Raw genomic sequence first — 19,122 nt, forward strand, 5'->3', positions numbered from 1 at the left:
GAGACACTGATGACACATGCAGATCTTCTCGACCGCTATGCCCGCCTGATCGTCCGCTCCGGCCTCAATATCGCTCCCGGCCAGGAACTCGTCGTGACGGCACCGGTCGAAGCGCTCCCGCTGGTGCGCCGTGTCACCGAGCACGCCTATCGTGCCGGCGCGACGCTGGTCACGACCCTCTATGGCGACGATGTCACGACGCTGGCGCGCTACCAGCACGCACCCGACGAAAGCTTCGACAAGGCGACCGGCTGGCTGTTCGACGGCATGGCCACCGCCTTCAAGGCAGGCGCGGCGCGGCTCGCCATCATCGGCGAGGACCCTGCCCTGCTCGCCGGCCAGGATGTGGACAAGGTGGCAAGGGCCAATCGCGCACGCTCGAAGGCCTATCGCCCGGCGCTCGAGCTGATCGCGGGCCATGCGATCAACTGGTGTGTCGTGGCAGCGGCGACGGCGCCCTGGGCCCGATCGGTCTTCCCCGATTTGCCCGCGGACGCCGCGCTCGAAAAGCTTTGGAATGCGATTTTCGCCTGCAGCCGGGCCGACCAGCCCGATCCGGTCGCCGCCTGGGTCGAGCACTCGCGCAATCTTCGTCAGCGTACGGAGCTCCTCAATGCGAAGCGCTATGCGGCGCTCAGCTATCGCGGCCCCGGCACCGACCTCACCATCGGCCTCGTCGACGGCCATGTCTGGAAGGGCGGAGAGTCGCTCTCGCGCAACGGCATCACCTGCAATGCCAACATCCCGACCGAAGAGGTCTTCACCATGCCGCACCGGGCCAGAGTCGATGGCACGGTCTCGGCCACCAAGCCATTGTCCTACCAGGGCACCTTCATCGACGGCATAAGGGTGCGCTTCGAAGCGGGGCGCATCGTCGAAGCCCATGCCGACAAGGGCGGCGATGTCTTCGCCAACATGATCGCGACCGATGAAGGGGCCGCGCGCCTCGGCGAAGTGGCGCTGGTGCCGCATTCTTCGCCCATCGCCAGAAGCGGCATCGTCTTCAACAACACCTTGTTCGACGAGAATGCGGCGAGCCACATCGCCGTCGGCCAGTCCTATACCGACACGATGAAGAACGGTTCGACCCTGAGCGCCGAGGCGCTGGCTTCGGCCGGCGCCAATGCCAGCCTCATCCATGTCGACTGGATGATCGGATCGGGCGAGCTTGATATCGATGGCGTGCTCGCCAATGGCGCGAAGGAGCCTCTCATGCGCAAGGGCGATTGGGCCGCCTAGTATCCACGCTCAGGCAAGAACAGGGAATTTACAGGGAACTACAGCGAACTACAGGGGAGAACTTTGCCGCCTCCAGCGTTATCTCCGACAGGGATTTCCCCCGACTCGCTGACAGCGGCACTCGATTGGCCACCGCACAAACGACCTACCGATCGCACCTTTGCGCCCGCAATGGCAACGGGCTCGATCGATCAGTGCAGTATCTGGCTCAGGAACAGCTTGGTGCGCTCGCTCTTCGGATTGGTGAAGAACTCGGCCGGCGAGTTCTGCTCGATGACCTGGCCCTGATCCATGAAGATCACCCGGTTGGCGACCTGACGGGCAAAGCCCATCTCATGCGTGACGCACAGCATGGTCATGCCGGATTGCGCCAGATCGACCATCACCTCCAGCACTTCCTTGATCATTTCGGGGTCGAGCGCCGAGGTCGGCTCGTCGAACAGCATGATCTTGGGATTCATGCACAGCGAGCGGGCAATGGCGACGCGCTGCTGCTGGCCGCCTGAGAGCTGGCCCGGATATTTCTTCGCCTGCTCGGGAATCTTCACGCGAGTGAGATACTTCATCGCCACCGCCTCGGCTTCCGCCTTTGCCATCTTGCGCACCCAGATCGGGGCGAGCGTGAGGTTCTCGAGCACAGTCAGATGCGGAAACAAATTGAAGTGCTGGAACACCATGCCCACTTCGCGCCTGACCTCATCGATCCGCTTCAGGTCGTTGGTGAGTTCGTTGCCGTCGACGATGATCTGGCCCGACTGATGCTCTTCCAGGCGGTTGATGCAACGAATGAGCGTCGACTTGCCCGAGCCCGAAGGCCCGCAGATCACGATGCGCTCGCCCCGTTCGACCGCGAGGTTGATGTCGCGCAGCACATGGAATTCGCCGTACCATTTGTTGACGCCAACGAGCTGAATGGCGACCTCGCCCGCCTGGTTGCCTGCCGCCGCCTGGACCTTCGGCGTTGTCGACGCTTGAGTCATCATATCCCTCGTCTCTTGTGACCGGTCGCGAGCCGGCGTTCCATGTAAATCGAATAGCGTGACATGCCGAAGCAGAAGACCCAGAACATCAGCGCGGCGACAAAGAATCCGGTGGAGGCCGTCTGCGGTGCAGCCCATTTGGGATCGGCGAAGCTGGCCTTCACGATGCCGAGCAGATCGAAGAGTCCGATGATGAGAACCAGCGTCGTATCCTTGAACAGGCTGATGAAAGAATTGACGATGCCCGGGATGACGATCTTGAGCGCCTGAGGCAGCACGATCAGGCTCATCGTTCTCCAGTAGGAAAGGCCAAGCGCCTGGGCGGCTTCATATTGCCCCTTGGGAATGGCCTGCAGTCCACCGCGGACCGTCTCCGCCATATAGGCTGCCGAGAACAGGGCGGTACCAACGAGAGCGCGGAGCAGCTTGTCGAAATTCACGCCTTCCGGCAGGAACAGCGGCAGCATGATGCTCGACATGAAGAGCACCGTGATGAGCGGCACACCGCGCCATACTTCGATGAAAACCACCGAGAACAGCCGCACCACCGGCATCTTTGAGCGCCGGCCAAGAGCCAGAAGGATGCCGAGCGGCAGCGAGGCAACGATCCCGGTGATCGCCACGACCATGGTCACCAGGAGGCCACCCCATTGCTGGGTCTCGACCGCAACCAGGCCGAAATCGACGGTCATCACAAGCAGGACGGCGATGACGGCGCAGCAGGCGCCGACCCAGCCGAGCAGCGCCGATCGGGCCGAGACATCGCGCGACGATGCTTCATGCACGAGGGACATGATCGCCGCGGCGAGGAGCAGAGCAACCACCGCCAATGTCGACACAGACACGAAGCTGCCCAGCAGGTTGATCTCCGGCATGCTGATGAACAGCGTCACCAGCCAGATCAGGAGTGCCGCACCGGCAAGCAGGAGAGCGGTCCGGTTGCGCTGCACGCCTTCTTCGATGCCGAAAGCAAGCAGCGGCACGATGAGCGCCGAAAGCAGCAGGAGACCAACGATGCCGAGGAGGGTCGAAGTGGAGAAATCGAGATTGCCGCCGGTGAGCAGCACGAAAGTCATCAACGGATAGACGACCAGCAGAAAGAGCGCGTTCCACTTCTTGTAGGGCAGCGAGGGAATGGCCATGGTCGCCAGCGCAATGGCGCCGACGATGAAGCATATGTTCACCCGCCATCGCTGGTCGAATGGATAGAAACCATAGACAAATTGATGGAACTTGGCCGCCACATAGGGCCAGCAGGCACCCGAATCCGGTACGGCAACGCAGGCGTCGCGACTCTCACCGCTGAATACGCCGCGAATGATGGCCCATTCGATGATCCCCCACCCTATCCAGGCGATGAAGGCAACGCCGATAATGGTGAAGACGCTGTTCAACGGCGTGTTGAAGAGATTTTGCAGCAGCCAGCCAACCACGCCAGTCGTATTGGGTGGCGGCGGCAGACGCTCCGCATCTTTGGTGCGGACCCAGGCATGGCTGGAGGACAGATCAGTCATGGCCTATCTCTCCACCAGGCGCACGCGCGCATTGTACCAGTTCATGAACGCGGATGTGAAAAGGCTGAGCGCGAGATAGACGATCATCCAGATCACAACGATCTCGACCGCCCGTCCCGACTGATTCATGACGACACCGCCCATCGCGACCAGGTCGGGATAGGCAATGGCCACAGCCAATGAGGAATTCTTCGTCAGATTGAGATATTGGCTGGTCAGGGGCGGGATGATCACGCGCAGAGCCTGCGGAATGACCACCAGCCGGAGCGTCGGCTGCGCCCTCAGCCCCAGGGCATGCGCGGCTTCCGACTGGCCGTGACTCACCGCCATGATGCCGGCGCGGACAATCTCGGCAATGAACGATGCAGTGTAGATCGAAAGGGCGAGGAGCAGCGCGATCAGCTCCGGCAGGATTGTCGTGCCGCCCGCGAAATTGAAACCCTTTAGCTCGGGATACTCGAAAGTGACCGGAGCCCCGGCGAGCAGGAAGGCAACGATCGGCAATCCGATAATGAGGCCGAGACCGGCCCAGAAGCTATGAAACTGCTCACCCGTGCGCTCCTGACGCTGGCGGGCCCAGCGCGAGACCGCAATGGCGGCGATGCACCCGATGATGAAGGCGATACCGACAAAGCCTGCGCCATCGCCCCAGATCGGCTTGGGAATAATAAAACCGCGATTATTGAGGAACGCGACGCCCAGGAAGCTCAGGCTCTCCTTCGGTCCGGGTAGCGGCTTGAGGACGGCGGTGTACCAGAAGAGGATTTGCAGGAGGAGCGGTATGTTGCGGATGATTTCGACATAGCCGGCAGCCATCTTGGCAAGCAGCCAGTTCGATGACAGGCGCATGACACCGATGACGAAACCGAGGATTGTCGCGCAAATGACCCCCAGTATCGCAATGATCAAAGTATTCAGAAAGCCGACGAGAATGGCTGTCAAATAGGATGATTCACGCGAATATTCGATCGGCCGTTGGATGATATCGAAGCCGGCGGTGTTTCCCAGGAAGTTGAAGTCGACGTTTTTGCCGAGCTTCGCCAGATTGGCCGACGTATTGTGATAGATCTCGTAACCGACCCACAGCAGCAGCAGCGCGAAGACGATTTGCGCGGCGCGCGAGCGTACTTTCGGATCGTTAAAGAACGAAACACGTTGCGGACGTGCTTCATCGATGACTGCGGTCATCCCTTCACCCCTTCCCACCCGTTGCAACTGTCACTTTGCGTGATCTCGTTGTGCAGGAAAACAAGGAAGCCCGGACTTTGGTCCGGGCTTCCTCTTGATGCTTAGCGGATCGGTGGCGCGTATTGCAGGCCGCCTTTGGTCCACAGCGCATTCTTGCCGCGGGCGATTTTGAGCTGGCTGCTCTCGCCCAGATTGCGCTCGAAGATCTCGCCGTAATTGCCGACATGCTTCACGATCTGCGCGGCCCAATCATTGGTAAGGCCGATGGCTACGCCGAAATCGCCTTCCTTGCCCATGAAGCGCGTGACTTCCGGGTTGGTCGAGTTCATCATCTCTCCGACATTCTTGGAGGTGATGCCGAGCTCTTCGGCATTGAGCAGCGCGAAGTAGGTCCACTTCACGACATTGAACCAGGCATCATCGCCCTGGCGCACCACCGGTCCGAGCGGCTCCTTGGAGATGATCTCGGGCAGAACGACATGATCGTCGGGCGCCGCCAGCTTGAGGCGCTGGGCATAGATGCCCGACTGGTCGGTCGTGTAGACGTCGCAGCGTCCGTCCTCATAAGCCTTGAGCACTTCCTGCTCCTGCTCGAATGCCACGACCTGATAGGTCATGTTGTTCGCCTTGAAATAGTCGGCGAGGTTGAGTTCGGTCGTGGTGCCGGTCTGGGTGCAGACCGAGGCGCCGTTGAGATTGAGCGAGCTGTTCACGCCCAGGGACTTCTTCACCATGAAGCCCTGGCCGTCATAGTAGGTGACGCCCGCGAATTTAAGACCGAGCGACGTATCGCGGCTCATCGTCCATGTCGTGTTGCGCGACAGCACGTCGATTTCGCCTGACTGCAGCGCCGTGAAGCGCTCCTTGGCCGACAGCGGGGTGAATTTCACCTTGGTCGGGTCGTTGAAGATCGCCGCGGCAAGCGCCCGGCAGAAATCGACATCGAGGCCCGTCCAGTTGTTCTGGTCGTCCGGGAAGCCGAAGCCGATAAGGCTCGTATTGGCGCCGCATTGGATGAAGCCCTTGGCTTTCACGTCGTCGAGCGTTGCGGCGGAAGCCGCGGAAACCGCAGCGACGCTGAGGCCTGCTCCCAAAGCCAGTGACATAAGCATGTTTTTCATTGCTGATCCTTCTCTGAATATGCTGCCGCCCGGAATTTCATCTCTTGTTGAGGAGATCGCATCGCCCTCATCGGAGCACTTATCATTCTGGCGCGGTCTGCCTATTCTCTTTTCGTTACTCCCTCGAGAACCGGCATAGCCCTGTTCTCTTGAAGTTAGAGAAGCCGAGAAACGCGGCGGGGTCAAGCGCTTACAACTTGACGGAGCAATTCGAGCGCCTGCCGCTTGTCGGCGACTGTCGGCACTTGCGGCTTCCGGGGCCGCTCGATCATGATGACGGGAAGCCCTTTCAGGCGTGCCGCCGCGAGCTTGGCTTGCGTCTCCGTGCCGCCTGAATTCTTCGTGACCAGATATGTTATGGAGTTGTCCGACAACAAGCGAAGCTCGCCTTCCAGGCTGAAAGGCGGTCGCGCCAGCAGGACGCGCCAATTGCCGGTAACTTCCATGTCCAAAGGCTCGATCATACGGACTATGCCGGTGATGTCGGACCGCGCGAAATAAGGCGAAACCTCCTTGCGTCCGATGGTGAGCAGCACACGGGCATGTGCGGGAACTGCACTTACGGCAGCTGGATTGTCGGCAACCGGGATCCACCGGTCATCGGGCTGCGGCGTCCAGGCGGGACGTTCCAGCCTGAGCAGAGGCAGGCCCGTACGCTGCGCTGCTTCCTTGGCGTAACTGGAAATCCGCATGGCAAAAGGATGCGTCGCATCGACAAGGGCGCAAAAGCCCTGCGCCGCAACATAATCCGCCAGCCCCTGAGCGCCGCCGAAACCGCCGATGCGCGTGTCGCCTGCCCTGCCGGCCGGCTCCTGTGTGATGCCCGCCAGCGCTGTCACCGGCGCATAGCCGCTTTTGATCAAAAGTCCCGCGAGCTCGCGCGCCTCTGCCGTTCCGCCCAGGATCAGCACCCTCGGGCCGGCGCCCACATTTGGGGTCGGCGGGGGGCCTGGAACGGTCGGGGGCGTATCGCCGGAAACTGCCATAAGCTGATTGTATTATCCCGGATTTCAGGCAAACAACACCGCATGAACAGGCAACCGAACAGCGGCGCGGCAGCGGGCTTTGCACGCCTCGACAGCGAGCCCTTCCCGGTCTTCGCGCCAGGCTCCGTGTGGCTCGTGGGCGCGGGCCCGGGCGCTCCCGGGCTCATGTCACTTCTGTGTTATCACGCGCTGCAATCGAGCGATGTCGTGGTCTATGACGCGCTCGTCAATCCGGCGATCCTCGATTGGGTGCGCCCGGGCACCAAGCTCGAATATGCCGGCAAGCGCGGCGGCAAGCCCTCCGCGCAGCAGCGCGACATCTCGCTTCGCCTGATCGAGCTGGCTCAGGCCGGAAAGCGGGTTCTGCGCCTCAAGGGCGGAGATCCTTTCATGTTCGGCCGCGGCGGCGAGGAATGCCAGCACCTGGTCAAGGCGGGAATCCCCTTCCGCATCGTGCCCGGCATCACCGCCGGCATTGGCGGGCTTGCCTATGCGGGCCTGCCTTCCACCCATCGCGACACCAATCATTCGGTGATCTTCCTCACCGGTCACGATGCCTCCGGCAACATGCCCGCCAATGTGAACTGGCAAGCGGTCGCCACCGCCTCGCCGGTGATCGTCATGTATATGGCCGTCAAGAACCTCGCCGAGATCGCCGATGCGCTGCTGGCGGGCGGGCGCGATCCGCAGGATCCGGTCACGGTGATCTCGCACGCCACACTGCCGCAGCAATCCGTCCTGGAGACGAAGCTCGGCGAGGTGAGATCCTTCCTGGCGGCGCGAGAGCTCGCAACGCCGGCGATCGTGGTGCTGGGCCGGATCGCCGAATGGCGCGCCATCCTCGACTGGTATCAGGGAGCGCTGAGGGAGAATCCGCTTGGCTGACGGCGTTGTCATCGCGGCTCCCTCGTCGGGCAGCGGCAAGACCGTCATCACGCTCGCTCTCTTGCGCGCGCTGGCACGGCAAGACGTGGTGGTCGCATCGGCCAAGGTCGGTCCCGACTATATCGATCCACGATTCCATGAAGCGGCAACCGGGCGTCCCTGTTTCAATCTCGATGCCTGGGCGATGCCCTCGCCGCTCCTCACGTCGTTGTCCGCCGGCATCGGCGACGGGGCAGACCTCGCCTTGATCGAAGGCGTCATGGGACTCTTCGACGGGCCGGAACAGGGACGCGGCTCGACCGCCGATCTTGCCGAGGAACTGCGCCTGCCGGTCATTCTCGTCATCGACTGCAGCCACCAGGCGCAATCGATCGCGGCCCTGGTCCAGGGCTTCAGAGCGTATCGCCCGGGGCTCGCCCTTCCGGCGGTGATCCTCAACCGCGTCGCCAGCCCCCGTCACGAGGCCATCCTGCGCCAGGCGCTTGTGCCTTCCGGCGCGGCGGTGCTGGGGGCCGTTCCGCGCGACCAGACGCTCGGCCTGCCCAGCCGGCATCTGGGCCTGGTCCAGGCGGGCGAGCATGCCGATCTGACGGGCTTTCTCGATCGTGCCGCCGATGTCGTCGCCGGGCATATCGACCTGGCGAAGCTCCGCGCTTTCGCACGCCCCCTTGGCGTGGCGCTAACGCAACAGACCCTGCCGCCGCTCGGCCAGCACATGGCGATCGCGCGGGATGAGGCCTTTGCCTTCGCCTATGCGCATCTCCTCGCCGGCTGGCGCCGCCAGGGCGCCAGCCTGTCGTTCTTCTCGCCTTTGGCCGACGAGGCGCCGGCAGCCGACGCCGACGCGATCTTCCTGCCGGGCGGCTATCCCGAATTGCATGCCGGACGGCTGAGCCAGGCCGAGCGTTTCCTTGCCGGCCTCACCGCGGCGGCCAAAAGCGGCCGGCTGATCTATGGCGAATGCGGTGGCTACATGGTGCTGGGCCGCGCCTTGATCGATGCGGACGGCCTGGAGCACCGCATGGCGGATCTCCTGCCGGTCGTCACGAGCTTCGCCCGGCGCAAGCTGCATCTGGGCTATCGTCATTTCCGGCATGACGGCGCCCTGCCCTGGCCGCACGAATTGAGAGGCCACGAATTCCACTATTCGACCATCGCGCGCCAGGACGATGAGACGCCGCTCTTCCAGGCCATGGACGCCGCCCAGCGCGATCTGGGGCCCATGGGGTTGCGCCGCGACAGGGTCATGGGCTCCTACGCCCATGTGATCGCATGAGGTCGCGCGTTACGACAAGCTCGCAGCCTTCCTCTGGCAGACCCCTCACCCTTCCCGCCGCTGCGCGGCGGGCCCCTACCCTCTCCCCGCTTCGCGGGAGGGTAAAAAAATGGGAGACTGCCATTGGCTAAGTCTCCCGCCAAGGCGATCATGCTGATGGGCACCGGCTCCGATGTGGGCAAGTCGCTCATCGCGGCCGGCCTCTGCCGGCTCTTCGCCGATCGCGGCATGGCGGTTCGCCCCTTCAAGCCGCAGAACATGTCGAACAACGCGGCCGTCACCATCGATGGCGGCGAGATCGGCCGTGCCCAGGCCTTGCAGGCGCGCGCCGCCCGCATTGCCCCCACCGTCGACATGAACCCGATCCTGCTCAAGCCCGAAAGCTCGACCGGCGCGCAGGTGATCGTGCAGGGCCGCCGCACCATCACCGCCAGCGCCCGCGATTTCTTCCGCGAGCGCCAGCGCTACATGCCGGCGATCCTGGAGAGCTACCGCAAGCTCGCGCGCGATGCCGATCTCGTCATCATCGAAGGGGCGGGAAGCCCGGCCGAGGTCAATCTGCGCCAGGGCGATCTCGCCAATATGGGCTTTGCCGAAGCCGCGGATGCGCCGGTCATCCTGATCGGCGATATCCACCGGGGCGGTGTCATCGCCTCTCTCGTCGGCACAAAGGCGATCCTGCCGCCGGCGGACGCATCTCGAATAAAAGCTTTCCTTATCAACAACTTCCACGGCGATCCTACACTCTTTTCGGAAGGAGTGACGATCACCGAGCAGCACACTCGATGGCCCTGCCTCGGCATCGTGCCGCATTTTGCCGAGGCGAGCCGGCTTCCCGCCGAGGACGCCGTGGCGCTCGAGAAAGCCGCCCGGAGCGGCGCCGGCGATTTCCATATCGCCGTCCCGCGCCTGAACCGCATCGCCAATTTCGACGATCTCGATCCCCTGAAGCTCGAACCCGGCGTGACGCTCGAGATCGTCCAGCCCGGCCAACCCCTGCCCCGCAACGCCGATCTCATCATCATTCCCGGTTCAAAATCGACCATTGGCGATCTTGAAGCCCTGCGCGCCCAGGGCTGGGATGCGGACATTGCCGCCCATCGCCGTCATGGCGGCGCCGTCCTCGGCCTGTGCGGCGGCTATCAGATGCTGGGCAGGACGATCCATGATCCGCAAGGCCTGGAGGGAAAGCCCGGATCATCGCCGGGCCTCGGCCTTCTCGATGTCGAAACCACGCTCCTGCCTGACAAGACCCTGACGCGGGTTGAGGCACGTCACGTGGCGAGCGGTGAAACGGTCTCGGGCTATGAGATCCATCTCGGACACACGCTCGGCCCCGACTGCGCGCGGCCCTTCACCCTGATCGGCGAATCTCCGGATGGCGCCCGGTCGCCAGATGGACGCGTCATGGGCACCTATATCCACAGCCTTTTCACAACCGATGCGTTTCGCCGGCATTTCCTCGAGGAGCTGGGCGGCAAGGGCAGCGCGCTTTCTTTCGAGGCCACGGTCGAGCAAACACTGGACGAGCTGGCCCGGCATCTCGAACGCCATCTCGATATCGCCCGCCTGTTGGGGTTCGCGAGCCCGGTGGTGTTTTGATGTTCATCACAGCCGCCGTCGCCCTCCTCCTCGTCGAGAACATCTTCGGCTATCCGCCTGCGGTTGCCCGTTTCGTCGGCCATCCGGTCGAATGGTTCGGCCGGTTGATTGCCTGGCTCGATGCCCGGCTCAACCCGCAAGACCGCCCGGGCGATCACACGGCCGGCATCGTTGCCCTGTGGATCCTTCTCCTGGCGGCCGGGGGTGTTGCCGCTGCAATCGCTTTCCTGTTGCGCCAGTTGCCCCTTGGCTGGGTCATGGAAGCGCTCATCGCCACGCCGTTTCTTGCCCAGAAATCGCTGCGCGATCATGTGCGGGCGGTGGCGGACGGACTTTCGCAATCGCTCGACCGGGGACGCGCCGCGGTAAGCCGCATCGTCGGGCGTGACCCGCAGGCGCTCGATGAGTCAGGCGTCGCCCGCGCCGCGCTCGAAAGCCTGGCCGAGAACGCTTCCGACGGGGTCGTGGCGCCGGTCTTCTGGTTCGCAATTCTGGGCCTGCCGGGCATCGTCCTCTACAAGGCGATCAACACGGCCGATTCCATGATCGGCCACAAATCGCCGCGCCATCTGGCTTTCGGCTGGGCCTCGGCGCGGCTCGACGATCTCGTCAATCTGCCGTGCTCGCGCCTCACCGGCCTTCTCTTCGCATTGGCGGCGCTGCCGTCGGGCTGGCAATCCTGCAAGCGGGCTTTCATCGCCATGGCCCGCGACGCCCATCGCCATGTGTCGCCCAACGCAGGCTGGCCCGAATCGGCGCTCGCCGGCGCGCTTGGCCTGAGCCTTGGCGGTCCGCGCTCCTACCAGGGCCGCCTGGTCGACCTGGCCAGGATGGGCGATGGGCGGCACGATCTGACCGCCGGCGATATCCGCTCGGGGCTTACCCTCTACGGCCGCGCTTTGATGCTTTTGCTCGCGCTCTTCGCCGTGCCGGCTTTGCTCTTTTGAGAAGGAGCGGCAGTCCCGCGGCAATGAACAGCACCTCATCGGCGGCTTGCGCCAGGGCCTGATTGGCGCGCCCCGCCTCGTCACGGAAGGCGCGCCCCAGCGCAGTGTCGGGAACGATGCCGAGGCCCACCTCGTTCGAGACGAGGACGACCCGGGCACGCATCCTTGACAATAAGGCGCAGAGCTCGGCCACTTCGCCCGCCACATCCCTGCCGTGATACATCAGGTTATTGATCCACACGGTGATGCAGTCGATGAGGATGAAGCTCCTCGCGTCATCGGCATCGCGCAACCGCCCGACCAGGTCGAGGGGGGCTTCGACCGTCTTCCAGCCGGAGCCGCGCTGCTTGCGGTGCAGCGCGATACGCTCGCGCATCTCCTCATCGGTGATTTCCGCGGTGGCGATATAGACGCGTTGGCCTTTGCGGCGCTGCGCCAGGCCTTCGGCATGACGGCTCTTGCCCGACCGCGCCCCGCCGAGGATGAGCGTCACCTGGCTCATGGCCGAACCGGGGGAAAGCGGGCGATGAAATGACCGCGCATCTCCTGCGGCCAGGTTTTGAAGGATACTTCCCCGGTGGCGCTCTCGCCATGGAGATCGAACCAGGCGAGGATGGCCTCGGCCGTCTCCCGCGCCGGCCTGAATCCCCCGGCCAGATAGCTGTAGCGCTCGGTGTCCTGCAGGAACACGTTGCAGTGCTTGAGGCATGACCACAGGCAGGTCTGGCGGTCGACCGTGATGTCCTGCCGCTGCCTGTCGGCGAGGAGAGCTTCCATATGCCGGGCCAGCGTCTCGCCGCCGGTCAGGCCGTCAGGCCCCTCCCGGTCCTCGACCGAATGGCGGCAGGTGATGCAGAAGACGATGCGGCGCATGCGAGCGTTGAAATTTCAGGGCTTGCCAATCTCGCTGCTTCAATGATTGAGTTGCCTCGTCCTGTCAACGCCACGGAGCCTTCATGGAATTTCGCCGCCTCGCTTTCGTCGCAGCCGAGGTTCCCCAGGCGCGCCGCGCGCTCAACCGCCTGGCGAAGATCCATGGCCAGAGCGCGCCCGAGGACGCCGACGTCATCGTCGCTTTGGGCGGCGACGGCCTGATGCTGCAGACGCTGCACCGCTTCATGTCGTCCGGTAAGGCGATCTACGGCATGAACCGCGGCTCCGTCGGCTTCCTGATGAACGACTACAGCGAGAAGGGATTGCGCGAGCGCATCCGCGCGGCGGAGCTCACCATGGTCAGGCCGCTCAAGATGAGCGCAGTCGACCAGTCGGGCAGTATCCACAAGGCGATGGCGTTCAACGAGGTTTCGTTCCTGCGCCAGACGCACCAGACGGCGAGTCTCAGGATCTCGATCGACGGCCATGTCAGGCTGGATGAGCTGAAATGCGACGGCATCCTCCTCGCTACGCCGGTCGGCAGCACCGCCTACAATCTCTCCGCCTATGGTCCGATCCTGCCGATCAACTCGCCGTTGCTGGCGCTGACGCCGATCAGCCCGTTCCGTCCGCGGCGCTGGCGCGGCGCCATTCTTCCGCACCAGGCGCGCGTGACCATCGAGAGTCTCGAATGCGAGAAGCGCCCGGTCGCCGTGGTCGCCGATCACGTCGAGGTGCGACACATCCGCAAGGTGGAGATCGCCGAGGACCGCAAGCGCTCCGCGCGCCTGCTCTTCGATCCCGGCCACTCCCTTGCTGAAAGAGTTCTCGCGGAACAATTTCGCTTTTAGGGAACCTTTAATCATGCCGCGCCTACACTCACTTCATCGTGAGTTGCGTGAGCGAGTTCGGAAATGCCGGAGTTCAAAGCTCCGGCATTTCCTTTTCACGATTGGGATGAGAATTCACCGCGCGCATGGAATGATTTCGCTCTGGAACGAGACGACTTTGAAAAGTCATCTCACACGACGTCCTCACCAACTCTCCCTCCTCCGCCGAAGGCGGGGAGGGTGGCGCGTGGCACGCGCGACGGGTGGGGTGTCTCCGCAAGGAAGTCGCGCAAGCAAGCAATTTGCAAGCAGCTCAGGCCAATTGACGGGCATTGTCTCGGCGGAGAAACCCCACCCGTCCGCCCTGCGGGCGTCCACCCTCCCCGCGCTTCGCGCGGCGGAGGGAGATTAAGCCTCGCTTACGCCGCGGTGACGAGACCTTCGCGCAGGCGGCTGGCGATGACGCGGATGCGCTCGCCGGAATAGCGCGCGATGAAATCGAGATATTTGGCGCGCTCGCCCGCCGGCATGGCGGCGTCGCCGGTCATGATCTGCTCGATGAGGCGGCGGCCGAAATTCTCGACGCTGAGCGATCGCCTGGCATCGCGCAATTCGCGCTCGACCTGCCCCGCGGCCCTGATGAGGCCGATGCAGGTCGCGGGCAGCCCGGAGCTGCGATAGAGCGAGTTGAAGGCCGACACATTTCCATAGAGCGCGTCCTGGGCGCGCGCCGTCGTGGCATTGGCGAGATGCGCCATCGCCGCTTCGACGATGCGCATATTGCCGGCGCAGGCCGAGCGCATGACGATCGAGGCGGTGAGCATGCTGCGGCTGGTCATGAAGCGGATGAGCGGCGGCAGTTCGACATCGTTGGCGCTGTCGAGGATCTGCAGGATGGCGCGCTCCTCGGCGTCGGCGACCATGTCGGCCGCATCGTTGGCCGGCACCCAGCCACGCTCGGCCATCAGCTGATGAACCTGGTTGGAGGCGCGCTTGGCCTGCATGATGCGGATGTCGAGCGGCAGCGTATCGAGTGCCAGCAGGCGGTCGATGATCTCTTGCACCCGGCCGAAGCGGGCATAGAGGATGCGGCAGTTGCGCTCGCTGAGGGTGCAGGCTTCGTTGTCGAACAGGGCGAGGCATGCGGAGAGATCGGCCTGGGTCGCGATCTCCTGGATCACGTCATCGTCGAGGTCCGGGCGTCCGGCGAGCGTGACCTGGCGGGGCGCATCGCCGACGCGCGCGATGGTGCGCATCTTCCACGGGTCGAGCGCCGGCGTCGCCGCGAGAAAAGGCAGCGCCACGTCATCCTCATCGGCGATGATGCTGAACAGGACGTCGCCATGGAGGTCGCCGGCGCCGGCCAGCGCCTCCGCCAGCACGCGGCGGACATCCTTTACCGGATCGGTGGCGAGCTTGAGCAGCGTCGGCACGATGCAGTCGCGCTCATTGTCCGGCGCTTCGGCATCGCTCGCCAGGCGGGCAAGCTCGACCACGAGCTGCATGCGGGCTTGCGCATCCCCCGTTTCGATAATCGTGTCAAAGATGCTGACATCGAGCCCAGGCTGGCCAGTCATGAAGAAAGCCCACTCACCAAAATCACGATGCTAAAATTGTCAGCGAACCCTTAAGAAACGGTTCACCATGACGAGCCTTGAATTTGAAAGGGTTAGCTGGCGCCCTGGCGCGCCGAGCCCTCTTCCGCCTGGGCCTGGGCGGCGACCGGTGTGGTCATCGGGCCGACCTTCATGATGTCGCTCGCCGTGGCCTTGACGGTGGTCGGCCGCTGCTGTCGCCGCCACAGGGCATGCACCGCCATGATCACATAGATCACCGCCATGAAGGTCATGAAGCCGGACGAGCCCATGTATTTCATGAAGAAGCCGGCGATCGAGGGGCCGGCCATGGCGCCGGTGCCGTAGAGCAGCACCAGCTTGCTGCTCGCCCCCAGCATCTGCTCCTTCGCCATGTGGTCATTGGCATGGGCGATGACGAGCGAATAGATCGGCAGGGCGATCGCCCCGAACAGGGTGAAGAGCGCGATGAGGACGGTCGAGGAGATCCCGGCGGCGGGAATGCTGATGAGGGCGATCGCCGCGGCGATGGCGCTCAGGATCATGATGATGCTGCGCCGGTCATAGCGGTCGGAAAGGACGCCCGCCGGATATTGCGAGACGATGAGGGCGAGCGGCGGCAGCGCCAGCATCACCGAGACGAGCGACAGCGGCAGGCCCTGCATCAGCGCATAGACGGCGCCCATGCTGAAGAAGGCGCTCTGCGCCAGGCCCGAGGCCAGCGTGGCGACGATGGCGAGCGGTGAGGATTTGTAGATCTCTTTCAGCGTCACCGGGCGCGTGCCGGCAAGGCTCGGCGTTTCCGTCGGCATGAGAGTGAGCGGCAGCATCGCCATCGACAGCAGGGCCGAAACGATGATGAAGCGCGAGAAGCCCGAAGAATCGGCGACATTGAGGAGCAGCTGCCCGAGGCCCATCGCCGCATAGGTGATGATCATGTAGATCGAGAGCAACTGGCCGCGGTTCTTATTGGTCGAGGCTGAATTGAGCCAGCTCTCGCAGACGATGAACAGGCCCGAGGTGCACAACCCGGCGATGAAGCGCATCAGGAACCACCAGACGGGCTCGACCCAGAGCGGGATGAGCAGCACGGCGGTCGACACGACCGAGGCGAAGGCGGCGAAGACGCGGATATGGCCGACGCTCTGGACGATGCGTGGAGTCACGATCGAGCTGAGCAGGAGGCCTGCGAAATAGCCCGACATGATGAGGCCGGTGGTGGCGGCATCGAAATTCTCGGCACTGGCGCGCACACCGACCAGCGAGCCATGCAGCCCATGGCCGAGCGACAGGATGGCGACGCCGAGCAGCAGCACCCCGACCGACCGCAAACCGGCAAACATCAAGCCCCTCCTCACTCTTCGCTATGAGGCCTACTGCACGGAGATTGTGAAAGGATTGTGCCGCGAATGGAGCTTCACGGCAAAATCAAAGGAGTCCCACCTGCTTCAGCTTGAATTCGAGGAGATCGCGATCGAACGGCTTTAAGAGGAACTCGGCCGCCCCCTCGATGATGGCGCTGCCGATCTCATCGGTATTGGCCTTCTCGGTATAGACGAGGACGACGGGCTTGCGGCCATTGGCGGCGCGGCGAACGCGCTTGACGAATTCGCCCGCACTCATGCTGCCGATCCGGTCGGCGGTGACCACGATATCGGGCGAGTTGACGCGGCAATGCTTGAGCGCGGCATCGGCCGAGGCGGTCTCGGCCATGTCGAACCCATATTGTCCGAGAAGCTCGCTCAACACCTGGCGCTCCTCATGATCCTCATCGACAAGCAGACATCTTGTCATGTCGATTATTCCTTCCAGACGCATCCGCTAACCAGCCGCCCAAGTTACGTTGGACGAGTCCTGCGACTCCGGTGGTTAATGCGTCGTTAACAGGGTTTCCACAGTGCCAACCTCCAGGGGAACCCAAATCATTTCAGTATATTAGACCGTCATATGGCGAAGTTATCCACAGACCCGGATTGTGGCGGTTTGATGCCTTACCTTAGGACTCGCATCGCGACTCACTTCCCGTCCCCTACACGCTTTGATTGCAGACGCCATGACCTGCCCCAACCGAAAGCATGAGGGGTGGACGATTCACTTTCGCCCGGTGATGTTCTAGGAGAAACCTAAGGGAGACTCGCATGCCGGGACTGTGGTTCGAGGAATTCGAGATCGGCAAGACCTACAGCCATTCCATCACGCGCACCGTGACGGAGATGGACAATATGATGTTCTCCTGCCTCACCATGAATCCGCAGCCCCTCCATATCGACCGGCATTTTTCGGCCAGGACCGAATGGGGCCAGCCGCTCATGAATTCGCTCTTCACGCTGGGCCTGATGATCGGCATCTCGGTGAACGAGCTCACTTTGGGCACCACCATCGCCAATCTCGGCATGACCGATGTGAAGTTCCCTGCCCCCCTGTTCCAGGGCGACACGGTCAATGTCACGACCGAGGTACTGGCCAAACGCGAGAGCAAGTCCAGGCCCACGGCCGGCATCGTCGACTTCCATCATCGCGCCTACAAGCAGGACGGCACGCTGGTCGCCGAATGCCGGCGCCAGGCTTTCATGCGCAAGCGCCCGGCCGAGGCCTGACCTTGCGCTCCCTCCTCTTCGTCCCGGCCAACAGCGAGAAGAAGGTCCCCAAGGCGCTCGCCTCGGGCGCCGACGTGGTGATCCTCGATCTCGAGGATTCGGTGGCGCCGGCCGACAAGCCCAGAGCGCGCGAGCTGGCGCGCGAAATTCTCTCATCGCCGCGCGGCAAGGCAAAGCTCTTCGTCAGGGTGAACGCCCTGGACAGCGGGCTCATCGCCGACGACGTCGCGGCCATCGCCCGATCAAAGCCCGACGGACTGCTGCTGCCGAAATCGCAATCAGGCGCCGACGTCAAACGCCTCATCGCCATGGCAGGCCTTCCGGTCATCGCGATCGCGACCGAAACGGCGGCATCGATGTTCACGCTCGGCACCTATGGCGATCTGGGGCCGCAGCTTCTCGGCCTCACCTGGGGCATGGAGGACCTTGCCGCCGCCTTGGGCGCCCAATCGAACCGCGATGCGCAAGGCCGCCCCACCGCACCTTACGAGCTTGCCCGCACGCTTTGCCTCATCGGCGCGCGCGCCGCGGGCGTCGAGCCCATCGACGGCGTCTATGCCAATTTCCGCGATCTCGCAGGCCTCGAGACGCAATGCCGCGAGGCCGTGCGCGACGGCTTCACCGCCAAGATGTGCATCCATCCCGACCAGGTCGAGCCGGTCAACCGCATCTTCACCCCCGCGCCCGAGGCGATTGCCAAAGCCCAGCGCATCGTGAAGGCCTTTGCGGAGGCAGGCCATGCCGGCGTGATCGGCCTCGATGGCGAGATGCTCGACGTGCCGCATCTCAAGGCGGCGAAGGCGCTGCTCGCCCGCATCAGTTAGGCTTGCATGCGATGGAGCGGACATCGGCTCCGCGACCTTACCCGCAGCTTAGGACGCCGTTTCGTCCTGGCGTCGATGGATCAGAGCCCGCGCCGCACTCGCGCCTGCCGCGAGGATGCGATCCGATAGTTCCTTGCCTTCAACGGCACGGGCCAATTGGAGCGCACCGATGAGCGTCGCGAAGACGCCCAGCGCCACGCCCTCGGTATCCTTCGTCTGCGGAAGCGCCGCAGATACCTGGCGCACCAGAAACAGGAAATGGTCGGTATAAGCCTTGCGCGTTTCAGGTGGCTGACGCGCGAGTTCCGGCAACAAGGCGGCAGAAGCGCAGCCCTTTTCCGGATTGTCCCTGTGCGCAGTCGACAGATACTCCTCTATCGCCCTCTCCGGTCCTCCGGAGGCCAATATCTTCAACAGTTGCAGTGACTGCGCTTCCAAAGCCGCCACCACGCTCTCACGCACAAGGTCTCCCTTGGATCGAAAGTGCGGATAGAAGGCGCCGTTCGTCAGCCCAGCGTCGTTCATGATGGTTGCCAATCCCGACGCAGCGATGCCGTCGCCCCGAAAACGCTCCGTGGCGACTTCCACGATTCGGCTGCGTGACGCGTCCTTTCGGCCCTTTTCGTAGCGCATGACTGCTCTTCCTCATTTCTATTGCATTACGATCATAATATGATATTATGATC

Annotated in this window: 19 protein-coding genes; 8 read left to right on the forward strand and 11 right to left on the reverse strand. The window is 63.4% G+C overall.

Going from position 1 to position 19,122, the window contains the following annotated elements:
• Nucleotides 1-9: 9 nt before the first annotated feature.
• Complete coding sequence (locus tag DT068_RS16790) at nt 10-1,239, forward strand: aminopeptidase (protein ID WP_119391030.1); 1,230 nt, start codon at nt 10-12, stop codon at nt 1,237-1,239.
• A 191-nt stretch (nt 1,240-1,430) separates the two neighbouring features.
• Here DT068_RS16790 and DT068_RS16795 read toward each other — a convergent pair whose 3' ends face one another.
• The 5 genes from DT068_RS16795 to DT068_RS16815 all read right to left on the reverse strand — a co-directional run bounded on the left by DT068_RS16795 (nt 1,431) and on the right by DT068_RS16815 (nt 6,971).
• Entirely contained in the window at nt 1,431-2,219 is a 789-nt protein-coding gene (locus DT068_RS16795; protein WP_119391294.1) for an amino acid ABC transporter ATP-binding protein, read from the reverse strand.
• Nucleotides 2,219-3,733, reverse strand: a complete 1,515-nt coding sequence (locus DT068_RS16800; RefSeq protein WP_119391031.1) for an amino acid ABC transporter permease — start codon at nt 3,731-3,733, stop codon at nt 2,219-2,221. The genes DT068_RS16795 and DT068_RS16800 overlap by 1 nt, the downstream gene beginning before the upstream one ends.
• Nucleotides 3,734-3,736: 3 nt before the next feature.
• Complete coding sequence (locus DT068_RS16805) at nt 3,737-4,921, reverse strand: amino acid ABC transporter permease (protein WP_119391032.1); 1,185 nt, start codon at nt 4,919-4,921, stop codon at nt 3,737-3,739.
• 101 nt (nt 4,922-5,022) lie between these two features.
• The gene (locus DT068_RS16810; protein WP_119391033.1) at nt 5,023-6,042 is read right to left on the reverse strand and encodes an amino acid ABC transporter substrate-binding protein; all 1,020 of its coding nucleotides are present in this window, start codon (nt 6,040-6,042) and stop codon (nt 5,023-5,025) included.
• Nucleotides 6,043-6,224: 182 nt separating this feature from the next.
• Nucleotides 6,225-6,971, reverse strand: a complete 747-nt coding sequence (locus tag DT068_RS16815; RefSeq protein WP_368904782.1) for a cobalt-precorrin-6A reductase — start codon at nt 6,969-6,971, stop codon at nt 6,225-6,227.
• A gap of 99 nt (nt 6,972-7,070) precedes the next feature.
• Between DT068_RS16815 and cobA the strand changes: the two genes are divergently transcribed.
• The 4 genes from cobA (at nt 7,071) to cbiB (ending at nt 11,738) form a co-directional block, all read left to right on the forward strand.
• Nucleotides 7,071-7,913, forward strand: a complete 843-nt coding sequence (gene cobA, locus DT068_RS16820) for a uroporphyrinogen-III C-methyltransferase (RefSeq protein ID WP_119391035.1) — start codon at nt 7,071-7,073, stop codon at nt 7,911-7,913.
• Nucleotides 7,906-9,189: a cobyrinic acid a,c-diamide synthase CobB gene (locus DT068_RS16825; protein WP_119391036.1), complete on the forward strand. Its 1,284-nt coding sequence runs from the start codon at nt 7,906-7,908 to the stop codon at nt 9,187-9,189. The genes cobA and DT068_RS16825 overlap by 8 nt, the downstream gene beginning before the upstream one ends.
• 150 nt (nt 9,190-9,339) lie before the next feature.
• Nucleotides 9,340-10,791 (forward strand): cobyric acid synthase, encoded by a 1,452-nt coding sequence (locus DT068_RS16830; RefSeq protein ID WP_119391037.1) that lies wholly within the window; start codon nt 9,340-9,342, stop codon nt 10,789-10,791.
• The gene (gene cbiB, locus DT068_RS16835; RefSeq protein WP_119391038.1) at nt 10,791-11,738 is read left to right on the forward strand and encodes an adenosylcobinamide-phosphate synthase CbiB; all 948 of its coding nucleotides are present in this window, start codon (nt 10,791-10,793) and stop codon (nt 11,736-11,738) included. The genes DT068_RS16830 and cbiB overlap by 1 nt, the downstream gene beginning before the upstream one ends.
• Here cbiB and cobU read toward each other — a convergent pair.
• Nucleotides 11,671-12,240, reverse strand: a complete 570-nt coding sequence (gene cobU / locus DT068_RS16840) for a bifunctional adenosylcobinamide kinase/adenosylcobinamide-phosphate guanylyltransferase (RefSeq protein ID WP_119391039.1) — start codon at nt 12,238-12,240, stop codon at nt 11,671-11,673. The two genes, cbiB and cobU, sit on opposite strands and share 68 nt — an antisense overlap.
• Nucleotides 12,237-12,611, reverse strand: coding sequence for a DUF1636 family protein (locus DT068_RS16845; protein ID WP_119391040.1), 375 nt, complete (start codon nt 12,609-12,611; stop codon nt 12,237-12,239). The genes cobU and DT068_RS16845 overlap by 4 nt, the downstream gene beginning before the upstream one ends.
• Before the next feature lie 83 nt (nt 12,612-12,694).
• On the opposite strand from DT068_RS16845, the gene DT068_RS16850 reads away from it, so the two are divergent.
• A complete protein-coding gene (locus DT068_RS16850; RefSeq protein WP_119391041.1) occupies nt 12,695-13,462 on the forward strand; it encodes an NAD kinase in 768 nt (255 codons plus the stop codon).
• Between the two features lie 398 nt (nt 13,463-13,860).
• On the opposite strand, the gene DT068_RS16855 is transcribed toward DT068_RS16850, so the two are convergent.
• From DT068_RS16855 to DT068_RS16865, 3 genes are all read right to left on the reverse strand, one after another.
• Complete coding sequence (locus DT068_RS16855) at nt 13,861-15,018, reverse strand: DUF2336 domain-containing protein (protein WP_119391042.1); 1,158 nt, start codon at nt 15,016-15,018, stop codon at nt 13,861-13,863.
• Between the two features lie 92 nt (nt 15,019-15,110).
• Complete coding sequence (locus DT068_RS16860; RefSeq protein ID WP_119391043.1) at nt 15,111-16,358, reverse strand: MFS transporter; 1,248 nt, start codon at nt 16,356-16,358, stop codon at nt 15,111-15,113.
• 85 nt (nt 16,359-16,443) lie between these two features.
• A complete protein-coding gene (locus DT068_RS16865) occupies nt 16,444-16,809 on the reverse strand; it encodes a response regulator (protein ID WP_162914257.1) in 366 nt (121 codons plus the stop codon).
• A 344-nt stretch (nt 16,810-17,153) separates the two neighbouring features.
• Here DT068_RS16865 and DT068_RS16870 point away from each other — a divergent pair, with 344 nt between their 5' ends.
• On the forward strand, nt 17,154-17,612 hold the full coding sequence (locus DT068_RS16870) for a MaoC family dehydratase (protein WP_119391045.1): 459 nt from the start codon (nt 17,154-17,156) through the stop codon (nt 17,610-17,612).
• 2 nt (nt 17,613-17,614) lie between these two features.
• Entirely contained in the window at nt 17,615-18,436 is an 822-nt protein-coding gene (locus DT068_RS16875; RefSeq protein ID WP_119391295.1) for an HpcH/HpaI aldolase/citrate lyase family protein, read from the forward strand.
• 48 nt (nt 18,437-18,484) lie between these two features.
• On the opposite strand, the gene DT068_RS16880 is transcribed toward DT068_RS16875, so the two are convergent.
• Nucleotides 18,485-19,069: a TetR/AcrR family transcriptional regulator gene (locus tag DT068_RS16880; protein WP_119391046.1), complete on the reverse strand. Its 585-nt coding sequence runs from the start codon at nt 19,067-19,069 to the stop codon at nt 18,485-18,487.
• Nucleotides 19,070-19,122: the final 53 nt, after the last annotated feature.

The sequence above is a fragment of the Taklimakanibacter lacteus genome, from assembly GCA_003576695.1.
Taxonomy (GTDB): Bacteria; Pseudomonadota; Alphaproteobacteria; order Rhizobiales; family Aestuariivirgaceae; genus Taklimakanibacter; species Taklimakanibacter lacteus.

Bases quoted from the DNA above. Each gene is read 5' to 3' on its own strand.
- DT068_RS16865 (WP_162914257.1), bottom strand. From the start codon at position 16,809: ATGACAAGATGTCTGCTTGTCGATGAGGATCATGAGGAGCGCCAGGTG.
- DT068_RS16850 (WP_119391041.1), top strand. From the start codon at position 12,695: ATGGAATTTCGCCGCCTCGCTTTCGTCGCAGCCGAGGTTCCCCAGGCG.
- DT068_RS16870 (WP_119391045.1), top strand. From the start codon at position 17,154: ATGCCGGGACTGTGGTTCGAGGAATTCGAGATCGGCAAGACCTACAGC.
- cobU (WP_119391039.1), bottom strand. From the start codon at position 12,240: ATGAGCCAGGTGACGCTCATCCTCGGCGGGGCGCGGTCGGGCAAGAGC.
- cbiB (WP_119391038.1), top strand. From the start codon at position 10,791: ATGTTCATCACAGCCGCCGTCGCCCTCCTCCTCGTCGAGAACATCTTC.
- DT068_RS16830 (WP_119391037.1), top strand. From the start codon at position 9,340: ATGCTGATGGGCACCGGCTCCGATGTGGGCAAGTCGCTCATCGCGGCC.
- DT068_RS16790 (WP_119391030.1), top strand. From the start codon at position 10: ATGACACATGCAGATCTTCTCGACCGCTATGCCCGCCTGATCGTCCGC.
- cobA (WP_119391035.1), top strand. From the start codon at position 7,071: ATGAACAGGCAACCGAACAGCGGCGCGGCAGCGGGCTTTGCACGCCTC.
- DT068_RS16810 (WP_119391033.1), bottom strand. From the start codon at position 6,042: ATGAAAAACATGCTTATGTCACTGGCTTTGGGAGCAGGCCTCAGCGTC.
- DT068_RS16855 (WP_119391042.1), bottom strand. From the start codon at position 15,018: ATGACTGGCCAGCCTGGGCTCGATGTCAGCATCTTTGACACGATTATC.
- DT068_RS16800 (WP_119391031.1), bottom strand. From the start codon at position 3,733: ATGACTGATCTGTCCTCCAGCCATGCCTGGGTCCGCACCAAAGATGCG.
- DT068_RS16880 (WP_119391046.1), bottom strand. From the start codon at position 19,069: ATGCGCTACGAAAAGGGCCGAAAGGACGCGTCACGCAGCCGAATCGTG.
- DT068_RS16845 (WP_119391040.1), bottom strand. From the start codon at position 12,611: ATGCGCCGCATCGTCTTCTGCATCACCTGCCGCCATTCGGTCGAGGAC.
- DT068_RS16795 (WP_119391294.1), bottom strand. From the start codon at position 2,219: ATGACTCAAGCGTCGACAACGCCGAAGGTCCAGGCGGCGGCAGGCAAC.
- DT068_RS16860 (WP_119391043.1), bottom strand. From the start codon at position 16,358: ATGTTTGCCGGTTTGCGGTCGGTCGGGGTGCTGCTGCTCGGCGTCGCC.
- DT068_RS16805 (WP_119391032.1), bottom strand. From the start codon at position 4,921: ATGACCGCAGTCATCGATGAAGCACGTCCGCAACGTGTTTCGTTCTTT.